A 14659-nucleotide genomic window follows, 5' to 3' on the forward strand; every position below is an offset into this window, starting at 1 on the left:
AAAGAATGAAGACTCGAGAAACAGATAGCAACGTAGTTACGTTATATGTTACAAGACATGGTAAAACAATATTAAATACGAACCATCGCGCGCAAGGTTGGGCAGACTCTCCGTTAGTAGAAAAAGGTGTGGAAGTTGCCTCTAATTTAGGAACGGGATTAAAAGATATTCATTTTACAAGTGCGTATAGTAGTGATAGCGGCCGCGCGATTGAAACTGCTAATTTAGTATTAAAATATAGTGAGCAATCAAAATTGAAACTTGAGCAAAGAAAAAAATTACGAGAATTAAATTTTGGTATTTTTGAAGGTGAAAAACTTGATAATATGTGGGATGCGGTTGGAAAAGCTGCAGGCGTTGCATCACCAGAAGAACTTATGAAGTTTTCTATTCAAGAAGTTATTGATCTTATTAGAGCAGCAGATCCTACAAAACAGGCGGAAGATTGGGAATTATTTTCTACTCGTATAAAAGCAGAGATAGATAATATTAGTGAAGAAGCAGCTAAAAATGGCGGCGGTAACGTTTTAGTTGTCGTTCATGGGCTGCTGATTACAACCTTAATAGAAATGCTAGACAGTAGTAAAACAAAACTTGGCGTGGAAAATGCTAGTGTGACGAAGATTGTATATCAAGACGGAACATATACAGTCGAGTCAGTTGGAGATATGAGCTATGTTGCAAAAGGGAAAGAAAGTGTGGAAATATAATTATACCTCAAATAGAAATATGAAAAGGAAGTTAGAAAAATCTAGCTTCCTTTTCACTTTTTAGTATACTATTTATAGATTTGAGTTTGAATGTTCTGATAAAAGTATACCGTGAGAATTATTGTGATGATATAGTAAGAGGTAGGTATTTAGTAGCATCTTAGGAACAAAGAACCGTCTTGTAATATATTGGATGGATAGTGGCATAGTCTTACATCCCGAAATTTAAGTAAGTTTACAAGAACTAAAACAAAGTAAGGAACGAGTAAATATGGATCGAATATATTTTGTGGACAATCCGTGGCCTAATGGTCATCGAATTGTTAATTTTAAGTGGAGTGCACATTTTAAATATGCAGAGGAAGAAGAGTTAAAAGGTATAGCTGGTTTGTATTTTGATTTACATTTAGAGACTGCGGATTATGATGAGGAAGATTTGGATGAAGAAGACGAAGAAGATGAAGAAAACGAAGATGATTGGCATGCGAAGATTGTATGGAACAACTTCCATAGTTGCACCTTGTCATCAGAAGAATGGGATTTTAAAGGATTTCGTGTAGGAAGTGATGAGGTACCATTTGACTTGGATATGCTAAATGGGAAGGAATTTGCAATTGATTTTTTATCCGAAGATGAACAGAAGAACTTAGATTTAGAGTTAACGGCATTTGATGTTTATTTACTTGGACATGATGCGTCAGCCTTTCATGATATTAAGTTCACTAGATTAGAAGGGAAGACGTATCAAATTGAATGGAAAGGGAAATTGGCGCTTGCGTATATTGGAGACTATGAGTTCAAATATGATTTTCATACATTAATTTCCTCAACGTCATTTAGTGGAATTAATATTCCTAATGAAATAACTGATCATGAGGCATACGTTTTGTTAAAACGATTTGTTAGTAATCCAGTAATGTTTAAATTGCTCCATGATAATGGCAATAGACGATTTGTATTTAAATAAAAATATATCGTTGCCTTTGCGAAATAACTGTATAATGTTTTCAATTTATTTGATTAATTTTTGAGTCGAAGAGTAAGTGATAATATAAAACCCTTTTTTTAGGTCATGGACGAGAAAGTCTAACGATATATAGGAGGGGGTTCTACTGTATATGAGGTTTTGGATATGAGTAAAAGTCATACTGTGTTCAGCATAGTTAATAACTTTCGTGTCGGAAAATTCAAATGAAATGATACATATTATGTTATTTATGTTCAGCTCTAAGAGGAAAAGAATATTAACAATTATATGGAGAAGTGATTATGTTGATTAAATTAGTTCATTTTTTATTTGGAAAACCGTGTAAAAAAGGTGATTCGTTCCAAACTAAATTTCCACGTTTTATTTATTGGAATGCAGTTGTATTTTATTTTTTTGGAATGATATTCTTTGGGATTTTTTCTTTTATTGATACTGTATTTATTGAGTCGTTCATATTTGGAGGTTTGTTTTTTCCTTTAATATTTAGATTCGTTTATTTTATGAACTTAAAAATGAGCGGTCTAGAAAAAGAAGTATAGAAAGAATATAAATAACAGGGTTATTGGGAAGAAGCGAAAGTGAACATAAATAACGTTAAAAAAGGAAGCGAAGAAATACATTCTAGCTTCCTTTTTTATTGGAACGATTATGGGATTAATAAAATCTTCCCTGTGCTTTTTCTGCTCTCTAATAATTTATGTGCAAGAGCACCATCTTGTAAGGCGAATGTAGTAGGACTCGCGCTGTTTAATTTTCCAGTAGCGATCCAATCAAATAATTGAGTAGAGCGTTTTTTACGTTCTTCATACGTAGTAAGCACGTTCCAAAGGTCTCCGCCAGTTAAAGTTTTTGAAGTATCCATAAGCATACGTGGATCAACGGGAGCAGGATTACCGCCAGCCATTCCGAAAAATACGACAGTACCACCAACTTTAGTAGCGTTAAAACTTTCCTCAAGTGTAGAGCCTACTGATTCATATACAACATTTACCCCGGTACCATTTGTTATTTCAAGTACTTTCGTAGCCCATGATTCCGTATATAAAAATACGTGATCGGCACCAGCTAATGTGGCTACTTTTCCTTTTTCGCTTGATGAAGTTAGGCCGATTACTTTTCCGCCTAGCAGTTTAATCATTTGAATAAGAAGTTGACCAACACCGCCAGCTGCAGCGTGCACTAAAGCTATATCACCTTGTTTTATTTCATAGCTATCTTTCGTTAAATAATGTGCTGTTAAGCCTTGCAATAAGACAGAAGCAGCTGTTTCAAAAGAAATTGAATCTGGAAGCGGGATTGCTTTTTCTACTGGAACGGCAACTAATTCTGCATTTGCAAATGGAACATCAGCAAATGCAATACGGTCTCCGGGATTGATATTTGTAACGTTAGCTCCTACCTCTTCAACAATACCAGCCCCTTCATAACCTAATATATATGGCGGGTTGCCAGCGAGATGATAATCACCGCGCCGTCTATAAATATCAGCGAAGTTTAAGCCAATTGCTTTCGTACGGATAAGAATTTCTTTTGGATTAATGATTGGATTGAGGATTTCTTTATATTGAAGTACATCAGTATTTCCGAATGTTTCGAAACAAAGTGCTTTCATATGGAATACCTCCATTTATATTGTTTGTCGATGCTCTTTATCATACAATACAAATATCAATAGACAAAGAAGATTATTTCGATGAAATCAATCGAGAATTACGATTGAAAAGAGGGATGATAAATGGAGATAAAACAATTAATTACATTTAAAATAGCGGCAGATACTTTGAACTTTACACAAACTGCGAAGAAATTAAACTTTGCTCAATCGAGTGTAACGGCGCAAATTAAAACGTTAGAAGCTGAGTTAGGTACGCAGTTATTTGAAAGATTAGGAAAACGTCTTTTTTTAACGGAAGCAGGCAGAAAGTTTCAATTATATGCCGACAAGATGATTGTACTTAGTAATGAAGCGAAAATGGCTGTGAAAGATGATGAAGAAATAGCTGGCACGTTAATAATCGGTGCACAAGAAAGTCAATGTACATATAGACTTCCTTCTATATTAAAGAGGTTTAAAGCACAATTTCCTCAAATAAAGCTTATATTTAAACCAGCACATTCTAATAAAGATGCGAAGGAACAATTGATAGAAGGAAAAGTCGATCTTGTATTTATTTTGGATGAATGTAAAACAGAAGATGCTTTACATGTGAAGCCTCTTATGAAAGAAGAATTAAAAGTAGTAGCTGCTCCAGGGCATCATTTACTCCAGCAAACTTCTGTTTCGATAAAAGATTTAGAGACGGAAACACTTTTATTAACAGAACTAGGGTGCTCATATCGGACTTTATTTGAGGAGTTATTTCGTGCGAAAGACATATATCCAGCAAATAAGATTGAGTTTGTTAGTGTCGAGGCAATTAAACAATGCGTCATTGCAGATTTAGGTGTTGCTGTGTTACCAGCTATAGTAGTAGAAAAAGATATGCGAGAAGGGACGATAAAGGAGTTAGTTTTAAAAGAAACAATTCCTCCGATTTATACGCAAATCGCTTGGCATAAAGACAAATGGATGACAGTGCCACTGCAGCAATTTATTGATGTAACAAGAGAGTTTTTTACAACGGATTAAGTGGAGAAATATTTGTTTTCTATAAAAGAAAAAATAGCAATTTTGTATAAAGAACCGATGCTTGCATGAAACGAGTATCGGTTCTTTATGTTTTAAATAAAGGATGTTTTCAAATGTGTATTTCTCAACTTTTTTTCTTACAAGGGTAAGTAAATTTCTTCGTATATTCCAATAATCGTAAGGGAATTTACAACTTTTATTCGTTTCTGTAAGATGCCTCTAGGCAGCATGAAAGGAGGGGCGTACATAGGGGATAGATATACGTACTTATTTTGAGGGAGGAGATTTACAATGTTTAAAAAGCTAATGAAAGTATGTGTGTTAAGTGCAGCGAGTGTAGGGGTATTATTTAGTTTTCAAGGGAGTACATTTGCAGCTACTGATTTAAGTAGTTATTATGACGGGAAAAATCCAGCTACAACGAAAGTATACGGGGGAAGTACAACGTGTGATGCAGATGGATTTAATGCAAAGTCTACAGCGGTATACGAAGGTAGTAAAAAAGTAGGGACAGTGTATTTACGTTACAGTAATAAATGTCATGCAGCTTGGGCTAAGTTTGTTTTAGATCAACCAGCACCAGCTGTTTCAGGAGGAGTGTATGCGTACGCTGTTGTGAATAAATACAAAAATGGTGTGTTTCAAAAATCAGTCACTTCCAATCAAGGAAATGGCACAATTAAAACTGGTCAAACGAGTACTTATACAGGAATGGTATTTGATTTAACTGCTGATTTCGGATACACAGCAGATGCTGAAGCAGTTACGTTTAATAACGGTTACGGGAAAACAGCACGTTATTAATAAAGGAGTGAAATTATATGAAGCTATTAAAAAAGGTGAGTGCATGTTTATTGCTATCTTTACTCGTTGTAACTAATATGTTTAGTACAACTAATAGCGATAAAGCATACGCAGAAGACCATTCATATGATGGGAAAAGTCCGTATTACAATAGTTGTGATCAATCAGCAGTAACGAAAGAGAAGAAGTGGATTGATTCAAATTCTTATGTGGAATTAAAATTTAGCACGACGTGTAAAACAGCATGGGCAAAAGTTACTGTAACCCGCCCGGCAGTTTATAATAACGAAGCTGATGCAAGGATTGTTAGAAAAACAGATGGAAAGGCATATACTTGCGGAAGGGCTGGAGGAAATGGTGTTGTAAATAAAGGGCAAACATCATGCTATACGCCGATGGTATATGATTTAGATCCAAGAAAAGCGCAAGCGCAGGGGAAACATGCAATTCCGAATAGTGATGCATATAATTATGCTGAGACTATTTGGTATTGATGAGGATATGGAGATTGTAAGGTAGAATATTTTAAGAGCATGTTTTGATTGGTTTTCAAAACATGCTCTTTTTGTTCGTTTATTCAGTGGTAACGAATAGCAAGACCCTAACGTTGAGCCTTGATTGAAGTGGAGCGGATAGCGGGATATTTCGTAAAGGTCTAATTCAGTATGGATATTCCTTTCGGGTATTGGGATAATTTAACATAACTTATTTTCATCCTCCGAAATTTATGCTCTAATTAAAACAAGGGAGGCAAGTAGATGAGTAATGATATTAAACGATATGTAATTTGTACTTTTATAGGTACATGGACACTTTGGGGGTTATTAATTAACTTAATAAAATTAAACATTACGACATTTGGTACACCGCTAGCGATGATATTATTTGTTTTCGGTGGGATTATGCCGGCAATCATTGCGATTAGTCTAAAGAAAAAATATGGATCACAAGAGGAGTTTAGAAGTTTTATTAAAAATATTGTAAATCCTAAACATCACTTTGCATGGTATATTCTAATCATTATTCTAGCTTTTATTAGCTGTTATCTTCCAACGATATTTGGTGGAGCAACGATGCAAAAACCATTATACGTAGCATTGATTAGTTTTCCAATAATGATTGTTGGTGGTGGTCTTGAAGAAATTGGATGGAGAGGATTCTTACAACCTGCCCTTCAGAAAAGGTTTTCGGAATTATTTAGTACGGTTATTGTGAGCGTTATATGGGCTATTTGGCACTGGCCGTTATGGTTTATTCCGGGCACGAATCAAACTCAAAGGGATTTTATAGCTTTTATAATTACGACAATTGCCATATCGTTCTTATTAACTACAATTTTTAACGCAACTAAAAGTATTTTTATGTGTCTAATTTTCCATGCGCTTCTTAATTCTTTTTGGAGTGTGTACGTGCCAAATGATAAAGTGTTACCAGCGTTTTTGACTTTTATTTTCGGAATTTTCGTGTTTGTTTTATATACATTCATAATAAAAAGAAAGAACCTCTTATTGATTAGGTAACTGACATTATAGAAGGAAACATATTAATATATTTTTTATGGATATGAAACTAGTTAGTAAGAACACGACACAAACATAATTAAAATATATTACAAGTTTGTGCCGCAAAAAAATTGCAAAACTATAAATAACATCAAAAAGAATGAAGAGCCTTTCCATATATATAAGGACTGCTAACGATAGTTATAGTAATTCATTTGTTTGAACGATTGAATTAATTAAGATTAAGATCTGTATTAGGAGGAGTGTATCCAAGGTGACGAGCCATAGATACAATTTGTCCTTTATGGTGAAATTCATGCGTTTCCGTATGAGTTAAAAGCCATAGCGGAGTTATGCTCCAAGGCTCTTTTTGCCATTTTACTTCATTTGCTATATTTTCGAGCCATCGGTCGTTGTATTCCTCTAAAAACCGTTGTACAGTCTCATCTACTAACTTAAATCTAGCACGGACTTTCTCTACATCTGCATGCTCAATTTCATCATCACTAGCAAATGAAAAATCTTCTCGTTTTTGTTTGAATGCAAATGATCCAAGCCAGTATCGATAGCAATCGGCTACATGAATATGTGTCTTTATAATGCTACCGTTTCCGAAATCTGGAACAGTACTATGTAATTTTTCTAATGGGATTCCTTCTAAAAATGTGAATAGAGTTTCTCTTGTAGAGCTAATGAGATTATATTGTTGTTTTAAAATATGTAACATGAAATTAACACTCCTCTTTTGTTTATTAAAATATTTGTGCAGTAAGTAATTCTATATTGACGAGGAGTGAACCTTTTTATTATTTTTAATAAGCATATTAGATGTGTTTTTTCATTGTTTCTGATAGATTAAACAAGGTAAAACCTTAACGAATTGAACATTTTTAGTTCATAATAAATTGAACATGGAGAAAGGGAACGATAAAATGAATAGACTAGTTGGTTTAAAACAATTTGAAATAACGCGTGGGGAATTGCTTAAATTTATGGAGACGCTAGACGATAAAACTTTGGATACGCAGCCGGATGGCTTTAACAATACAATTCGCTGGCATATTGGTCATGTATTAACAGCAGCAGAAACTTTCATGTTCGGAAGAGAGTTTAAACAATTACCAACGGAATATCCAGGTATGTTTGGGTATGGGTCAAGACCGTCTAGATGGACAACAGAAGGACCATCATTAGAAGTATTAACGACTCAATTAAAAGACCAAGCAAAACGTATTAAAGAAATTCCAGCAGAAGCATTTGAGAATAAACTGCCAGAGCCATTCTTAGGACTAGAAACAGTTGGTGAGCTTTACGGTATGATGCTTTATCATGAAGCAGATCATATTGGGCAAATGAAGGCGATGGAACGTATTATTAAGGTTCTTTAGTTTGAATTGCATATAACAAGCAATACAGGTGTAATGTTAAATAATATATACAAAAAAGGTAGATAAATTATTATCTACCTTTTTTGTATAACTTCTTGAAGGATTAGGGGTTATCATCGTGATGCTGATGAAGAAGGGCGAAAAACCAATATATAGGGATAAAAAATTATTATTTTTATGATGGATTATTAATTATAGTATTCCTAAATATGGAATATGCGTATAATAAAAGAGAAGAATTAGAAATAGGGGTGAATACTATGATTACATTAGAACAAAAGTTGGAGCAATATACATATACATATGCACAGTTAAAGGGCGAACTAAAATGGAAAACGAGTGATTCTCGAACGGGAATGATGATTGCTGCTATGTATGCAGGTAGTGATAGATTGTTTGATCTCGCACGTTTTTTAGAAATTAGTAGCTATATTAAGAATGAGGTAGGGATGTTTTCATACTTAAAGTCTTATCATCGCTTTGTAGTGGCCGCAACATTAGATATTCACTTTACAGATTATAAGAAAGCTTTTCGAAGTTTTTTAGATTTATATGAACAATTGGTTGCTGTTGGTTTTAGCCGGAGTATATTTACTTATCTCGCAGCAGCTGTGCTTTTAACAGAAGAAAATGAACAGCATAGCACGCACATTCAGCGTTCGATGCAAGTATATAAACGCATGAAAGAGGATCATCTTTTTCTTACAGGTACAAATGATTACCCGCTCGCGGTTTTACTAGCAGGACAATCAGAGAATGTAGACAAGCTTATGGACCGAGTGGAACGTCTTTATAAAAAACTAGCGGAAGCTGGTCTGCGTAAAGGGAATGATCTTCAATTTCTAAGTCATATCCTTTCACTAAAGAAGGATGTCCGTGAAGAAATGTTAGTTGCAACATGTACAAACATATGGAATTTGTTAAAACAAGAAAAGGTAAAAGTGAAACAGATGCATTATCCAGCTATCGGGCTACTAGCGTTACTTGAGGATGGAGAAAAAGAGATTCATTCTGTTAAAGCGTTGATTGAAAAATTGCAGGGAGAGAAATTGTTCCGTTGGCATACAGATACGAATATTCTTATTGCTATTCAACTATTCGTAAGTCAAAAAGGTGAGGAAAGTAAAGCTACCAACACAGGTTTACAAACAATGATAGAAGTCCTCATACAAGCACAACAGGCAGCTATGATGGCAACGATTGCCGCTTCATCTGTAGCAACTGCTTCTGCTAGTAGTAGTTCATAATGTGCAACTGCTTATGCTTTTGTAAATTATAAGTCCTTTGATAAGGATGGTTTAAAAAATATTACTAAAAAAAGTCCGTCACTTTCTAATGAGTGATGGGCTCAGACTGTAGATAAGCTATTTTGGAGAGTCCAGATGCTAAAAAATAGTTTGTCTTTTGCTTTATGCAAGATTTATACGTAGTGCTTTCTATGCTACAACTTACTATAAGTGAGGAAGGTATCTTATGAAAATATCTGTTTATGTTGCAAGTGCATTTAGTAAGGATCATAAAGGCGGAAATAAAGCAGGAGTGGTATTTATTGAGAATCCATTGACCACTACTCAAAAAATGGCAATAGCCAAACAACTGGGTTATGCGGAAACCGCATTTATATCAGAATCTGAAATTGCGGATTATAAATTTGAGTATTTTACACCAAAAGAAGAAGTTGATTTATGTGGTCATGCTACAATTGGCTCTTTCGCGATACTGATACATTTAAATAAACTTTTCAGGAATCGCTATACAATTGAAACGAACAGCGGTGTTCTTACTATTACTATAAAAGATGACAGCATATTCATGGAACAAAACAATCCGATATTCTATGATGTTATATCTCCAAACGAGTTCATCGACTGTTTTGACATGAAAGATATAGACAATACATACCCAATCCAAATTGTCTCCACGGGCTTAAAAGATATTTTAGTTCCTATAAAAAACGAAACACGATTACATGCACTGCAACCTAATTTTGAAAAAATTAAAGAAATCAGCAAGTATTATAATGTTGTCGGGATGCATCTATATACTTTTAATGACGATCGAATTATATGTAGGAATTTTGCGCCACTATACGACATTAATGAAGAAGCAGCGACTGGAACTTCAAATGGTGCATTAGCTTGCTACCTTCATGAACAGCACAACTTGCAAAAAGAAGTCTATGTATTTGAACAAGGTTATTCTTTGGAATCGCCTTCTGAAATATTAGTTAAATTAGCAACCAATAGCAAGAATGAAATAGAAAAGGTTTATGTTGGCGGCAAAGGCTATTACTGTGAAACTAAGTGTTTAAATGTAGAAAATATGGAGTGAAAATAAAAACAACGAATAAAAAGGTTGAGAAAATACTTTCTCAACCTCGGACTGTAGACAAAGTATCTGATTATTCGATGCTTTGTCTTTTTTCTTTGTAATATGAGGGCACAGATGTAACAGAAGAAAATTACAAGCTTACAAGAAGAGGTTGAGCAGGATAGAGAAAAATGATTGGAAAAGTCCTTAAAAAGAAAAATAGGAAGTGATTTAAAAGTAAAAAAGACGAAAGTAAGTACGACAGATAATGAGAGTGTTTTTTTGTTTTTACATAATCAGCATTATTTTTTCAACTGCTTCAAATGTTTAAGTTGTGTAACAATCATAATGCTAATAACAACGAGTAAAAACCATGAGCTAATTTTGCTTAAGTGAACGAGATTCCATACTTCTCGTTGATTTGGATATTGCCATGCTCCGAAAAATGTTGCGATGTTTTCGGCAATCCAAATAAAGAATCCGATAAGGAAAAAGGAGAGAACGAGTGGCATTTTATATGTAACGCCTCGTAATGAAAATTCCACAAATGTCCGAAAGAAAACGATGAATAAAAGGACAGTTAATACCCATCTAAAGTCATATAGAAAATGATGTGTGAAAAAATTAAAGTAAATCATTGCTCCTAGCGGTATGGCAAAAATAGCCCTCGGCCAATGATGCATTTGCAAATGCAATCTTCTCCAAGCTTGGCATATGTAACTTGCAACACTTGCATACATAAAACCACTGTATAGCGGAACTCCAAAAACCTTCGCATATGCCTCTTCAGGATAACTCCATGAACCGAAATGTACTTTATATATTTCTAGTAGCAGCCCGATAAAGTGAAAAACAGTAATTACTTTTAGTTCGTCTTTCGTCTCAAGTCCAGTCTTGTACATAATCAACTGCATAAGAAGACATACGATAAGTATGAAATCATACCGATATAAACCTGGAATCATTATGAGTTTTGAAAGAGCTAGTGTTAAAAAAATGACGACTGGGAATAAGCAAGATAATGCTTGCTCATAAGTGAAGTGTAGTAGTTGTTTTATATAGAACATTGTGTCACCTTCGATATTTTTGTTAGAAAACTCAAAATAATGACTAAGTATACTACAATTTTAAAAATAATCCAGTAGTCTATTTTTCATGTATGTGTAAGTTTTAGAAAGGAATTGTAATAAGCATTTTAATATTTAAAGAAGTAAAAAAATAGTTTGCTATTTAAAAAAAGTAGGGATATAATATCTAAATGAAAATGATAATTATTATCAGTAATGATTATAAATTAAAAATAATTATAAAAATCAACTGAATATAAAGGATGAAATGAAACATGTTACATAAGTCTACTATACGTGCTGGCAATAACTGCTGGATGCATCTTAAGTTTATATGTTTTATGAGCTTAACAATTATATGTTTAATTGGATCTATATTTTTGGCCGTTGCATTTGGTGCAAAGGATATTCATTTGCAAACGGTGTGGGCAGCGGTTTTTGATTACAATCCGAAATTAACACAGCATCAAATCATTTACGAATTAAGGCTCCCAAGGGTAATTGGCGCAGCAGTTGTAGGAGCGGCTTTTGCAGTGGCTGGCGCTGTTATGCAAGGAGTAACACGAAATCCTTTAGCTGATGCAGGTGTGCTTGGCATAAATGCAGGTGCGATGTTTGTAGTAGCACTTAGTTTTGCCTTTTTCCCGCATATGCCGTATTCCTATTTGATGGTTGTTTCCTTTATTAGAGCGGTTTTAAGTACAGTACTCATTTTTATTATCGGATCAGCAACAGCAGGCGGATTAACACCGATGAGGTTAACGATCGCTGGGGCAGTTATGGCAGCACTTTTACATTCATTAAGTTCAGGTGTTGCAATTTATTATGACTTAAGTCAAGATTTAGCGTTTTGGTACGCTGGTGGTGTTGCAGGAGTTAAGTGGGAACACTTGAAATTTTTAGTTCCTATTATTTTTATAACGATTGTTTTTGCGACAGTGTTAGGGCGGTCTATTTCACTCATATCAATGGGGGATGATGTTGCTACGAATTTAGGTGTGAAAACGAATCGAACGAGGATACTTGGAATGATTATAGTAGTTATTCTAGCAGGTGTTTCTGTTTCAGCTGTTGGTTCTATTGGATTTGTAGGACTCGTTATCCCGCATATTGCTAGAAAAATAGTTGGTGTGAATTATCGACTCATTATTCCTATGTCAGCATTATTAGGAGCTATGTTATTAGTTTTAGCTGACCTAGGGGCAAGAACAGTAAACCCTCCTAAAGAACTTGCGATAGGGATTATGGTAGCTCTCATTGGAGTTCCGTTTTTCCTCTATATAGCACGTAAAGTTGGGAGGGAGTTGTAAGTGAAGAAGATTTTAAACACAGATAAGAAGAGAGTTATTACTGTGACTACTATATTTGGTTGTATTGGTATCGCTGTCATTTTGCTTAGCTTAAATACGGGGACACTTAGCATTGCACCGCTCAAAGTAATTCAAACGCTTTTCGGTTATGGTGATTTTGAGAGTGCAACCGTGCTATACGATTATCGTATGCCAAGAATTATAATCACAATGTTAGCTGGTATTGGCCTTGGGATTTCCGGTGCGATTTTGCAAGGGTTATCAAGGAATGCGTTGGCCGATCCTGGTATTCTTGGATTGCATTCAGGTGCATCTTTCGGGCTAATTATATTCGTTACTTTCTTTCATTCTATTAATGAGAATGCATCGATATTAATACCGTTATTTACATTTGGCGGAGGAGTATTAGCTGCATTTCTTATTATTTTACTTGCGAGTGATCGGTCAAAAGGCTTACTTCCCATTAGACTTATTCTCGTTGGTATTGCGGTTTCAGCTGGCTTTAGTGCAATTTCGTTATTTTTCTCTCTCAAGTTAAATGATGAGACATATACATTCGCTTCTAGATGGCTAGTTGGTAACGTGTGGGGGAGGGAGTGGATTCATGTCCTAGCATTATTACCTTGGATTTTCATACTAACCCCGTATGCATGGCTAAAATCTAAAACGTTAAATGCATTGTCACTAGGTGATAGTGTAGCAGCAGGACTTGGTGTTTCCGTTCAAAAAGAGCGATTATTACTTTTGGCTACAGCGGTTGGATTATCTTGCGGGAGTGTATCGATGACAGGAGGAATTGGCTTTATCGGTTTAGTTGCTCCGCATATCGCCAGAAAGTTAGTAGGTACTACCTATCAACATTTCCTTCCACTGGCTGGTATTATCGGAATGATTATTTTAGTACTAGCAGATACGATAGGTCGTTCTATATTTGAGCCAAATTCTATTCCAGCTGGTGTAGTAGTGGCCGCATTAGGAGCACCGTATTTTCTTTATTTACTTACAAAAACAAAATAAATACTTCAAAGAGGAGAACATATGAAAAAGAAACTTACTATTTTATTTAGCATCATGTGTATTTTAGTATTAGCAGCATGTGGTCAAACGAAATCTAATGAAGAGGCAACGAAAAAAACGGAAAAAAGTAATGACCCAAAAATTGCTTCAATGTCTATTCATTTAACAAATGATTTACTTGCATTAGGAATTACACCAGTAGGTTCTGTAATTGGTGGAGATTTAAAAGATTTCTTACCACATGCAAAAGAACAACTGAAAGATACGAAAAAACTTGGTGTTGTAACTGATCCGAATATGGAAGCATTACTTCAATTAAAGCCTACTGACATTTATGTGGATGAAAAATACGCGGGTAAAGATGTAGCGAAATACGAAAAAATTGCAAAAACACATACTTTCAATTTAGATGAAGGTACGTGGAGAGACCATTTAAAACAAGTTGGTAAACTTGTAAACCGTGAGAAAGAAGCGGATCAATATATTCAAGATTACGAAGAGCAATCAAAACGAGTAAAAGGTTTAATAGATAAAGAGCTAGGTAATAACGAAAAAGTAATGGCAATTCGCGTTACTGCAAAAGAATTACGTGTATTTAGTACGAAAAGACCGATGGGACCAATTTTATTCCAAGACTTAGGATTACAACCTGCAAATGGTGTAGAGAAAATCGATGGAAACCGTCCTTTCGAAGTCATTTCACAAGAAGTATTACCTGACTTTGATGCAGATGCTATTTTCGTTGTTGTAAACAGAGACGATAAGGCAAAAGCTGCATTTAAACAACTTCAAGAAACACCAATTTGGAAAGACTTAAAAGCTGTTAAAGGCAAGCACGTATACATTATTAATGACCAACCATGGCTTGACTATTCTGCTTTAGGTAACAAAATGGCAATGGATGAAGCGGAGAAAATGTTTACGAAATAATATC

16 protein-coding genes are annotated in these 14659 nt (G+C 34.7%); 13 read left to right on the forward strand and 3 right to left on the reverse strand.

Features of this window, described 5'->3' with window-relative positions; translation table 11 throughout:
- Positions 1-5: 5 nt before the first annotated feature.
- From QCI73_RS10440 to QCI73_RS10450, 3 genes are all read left to right on the forward strand, one after another.
- Positions 6-710, forward strand: coding sequence for a histidine phosphatase family protein (locus tag QCI73_RS10440; RefSeq protein WP_044793302.1), 705 nt, complete (start codon positions 6-8; stop codon positions 708-710).
- A 271-nt stretch (positions 711-981) separates the two neighbouring features.
- Positions 982-1677: a hypothetical protein gene (locus QCI73_RS10445; RefSeq protein WP_353822857.1), complete on the forward strand. Its 696-nt coding sequence runs from the start codon at positions 982-984 to the stop codon at positions 1675-1677.
- A gap of 302 nt (positions 1678-1979) precedes the next feature.
- Positions 1980-2237: a hypothetical protein gene (locus QCI73_RS10450; RefSeq protein ID WP_327922826.1), complete on the forward strand. Its 258-nt coding sequence runs from the start codon at positions 1980-1982 to the stop codon at positions 2235-2237.
- A 107-nt stretch (positions 2238-2344) separates the two neighbouring features.
- Here the strand turns inward: QCI73_RS10450 and QCI73_RS10455 are convergent, their stop codons facing one another.
- Positions 2345-3310, reverse strand: coding sequence for a quinone oxidoreductase family protein (locus QCI73_RS10455; protein ID WP_353822858.1), 966 nt, complete (start codon positions 3308-3310; stop codon positions 2345-2347).
- Positions 3311-3433: 123 nt separating this feature from the next.
- Between QCI73_RS10455 and QCI73_RS10460 the strand changes: the two genes are divergently transcribed.
- The 4 genes from QCI73_RS10460 to QCI73_RS10475 all read left to right on the forward strand — a co-directional run bounded on the left by QCI73_RS10460 (position 3434) and on the right by QCI73_RS10475 (position 6651).
- Positions 3434-4327 (forward strand): LysR family transcriptional regulator, encoded by an 894-nt coding sequence (locus QCI73_RS10460; protein ID WP_353822859.1) that lies wholly within the window; start codon positions 3434-3436, stop codon positions 4325-4327.
- 291 nt (positions 4328-4618) lie between these two features.
- On the forward strand, positions 4619-5131 hold the full coding sequence (locus tag QCI73_RS10465) for a YjfA family protein (RefSeq protein WP_000473741.1): 513 nt from the start codon (positions 4619-4621) through the stop codon (positions 5129-5131).
- Between the two features lie 17 nt (positions 5132-5148).
- A complete protein-coding gene (locus tag QCI73_RS10470; RefSeq protein WP_353822860.1) occupies positions 5149-5625 on the forward strand; it encodes a DUF2690 domain-containing protein in 477 nt (158 codons plus the stop codon).
- Positions 5626-5889: 264 nt separating this feature from the next.
- Entirely contained in the window at positions 5890-6651 is a 762-nt protein-coding gene (locus QCI73_RS10475) for a CPBP family intramembrane glutamic endopeptidase (RefSeq protein ID WP_262726268.1), read from the forward strand.
- 214 nt (positions 6652-6865) lie between these two features.
- Here the strand turns inward: QCI73_RS10475 and QCI73_RS10480 are convergent, their stop codons facing one another.
- The gene (locus tag QCI73_RS10480; protein WP_262726267.1) at positions 6866-7360 is read right to left on the reverse strand and encodes a DinB family protein; all 495 of its coding nucleotides are present in this window, start codon (positions 7358-7360) and stop codon (positions 6866-6868) included.
- A 184-nt stretch (positions 7361-7544) separates the two neighbouring features.
- On the opposite strand from QCI73_RS10480, the gene QCI73_RS10485 reads away from it, so the two are divergent.
- The 3 genes from QCI73_RS10485 to QCI73_RS10495 all read left to right on the forward strand — a co-directional run bounded on the left by QCI73_RS10485 (position 7545) and on the right by QCI73_RS10495 (position 10352).
- Positions 7545-8021: a DinB family protein gene (locus tag QCI73_RS10485; RefSeq protein ID WP_353822861.1), complete on the forward strand. Its 477-nt coding sequence runs from the start codon at positions 7545-7547 to the stop codon at positions 8019-8021.
- A gap of 209 nt (positions 8022-8230) precedes the next feature.
- Positions 8231-9268 carry a DUF4003 domain-containing protein gene (locus QCI73_RS10490; RefSeq protein WP_353822862.1) on the forward strand — a complete coding sequence of 346 codons (1038 nt, stop codon included), beginning with the start codon at positions 8231-8233 and terminating at the stop codon, positions 9266-9268.
- A gap of 226 nt (positions 9269-9494) precedes the next feature.
- Positions 9495-10352, forward strand: a complete 858-nt coding sequence (locus QCI73_RS10495) for a PhzF family phenazine biosynthesis protein (RefSeq protein ID WP_353822863.1) — start codon at positions 9495-9497, stop codon at positions 10350-10352.
- A gap of 281 nt (positions 10353-10633) precedes the next feature.
- On the opposite strand, the gene QCI73_RS10500 is transcribed toward QCI73_RS10495, so the two are convergent.
- A complete protein-coding gene (locus QCI73_RS10500) occupies positions 10634-11398 on the reverse strand; it encodes a DUF817 domain-containing protein (RefSeq protein WP_353822864.1) in 765 nt (254 codons plus the stop codon).
- A gap of 275 nt (positions 11399-11673) precedes the next feature.
- Here QCI73_RS10500 and QCI73_RS10505 point away from each other — a divergent pair, with 275 nt between their 5' ends.
- The 3 genes from QCI73_RS10505 to QCI73_RS10515 are packed head-to-tail and all read left to right on the forward strand — an operon-like array spanning position 11674 to position 14655.
- Entirely contained in the window at positions 11674-12708 is a 1035-nt protein-coding gene (locus QCI73_RS10505; RefSeq protein ID WP_353822865.1) for a FecCD family ABC transporter permease, read from the forward strand.
- Complete coding sequence (locus QCI73_RS10510) at positions 12709-13725, forward strand: FecCD family ABC transporter permease (RefSeq protein WP_353822866.1); 1017 nt, start codon at positions 12709-12711, stop codon at positions 13723-13725.
- Positions 13726-13746: 21 nt separating this feature from the next.
- Positions 13747-14655 (forward strand): iron-hydroxamate ABC transporter substrate-binding protein, encoded by a 909-nt coding sequence (locus tag QCI73_RS10515; protein WP_000728195.1) that lies wholly within the window; start codon positions 13747-13749, stop codon positions 14653-14655.
- Positions 14656-14659 lie beyond the last annotated feature (4 nt).

Origin of the sequence: Bacillus cereus group sp. MG16 (assembly GCF_040459875.1) — a bacterium.
Classification (GTDB): Bacteria; Bacillota; Bacilli; order Bacillales; family Bacillaceae_G; genus Bacillus_A; species Bacillus_A paranthracis.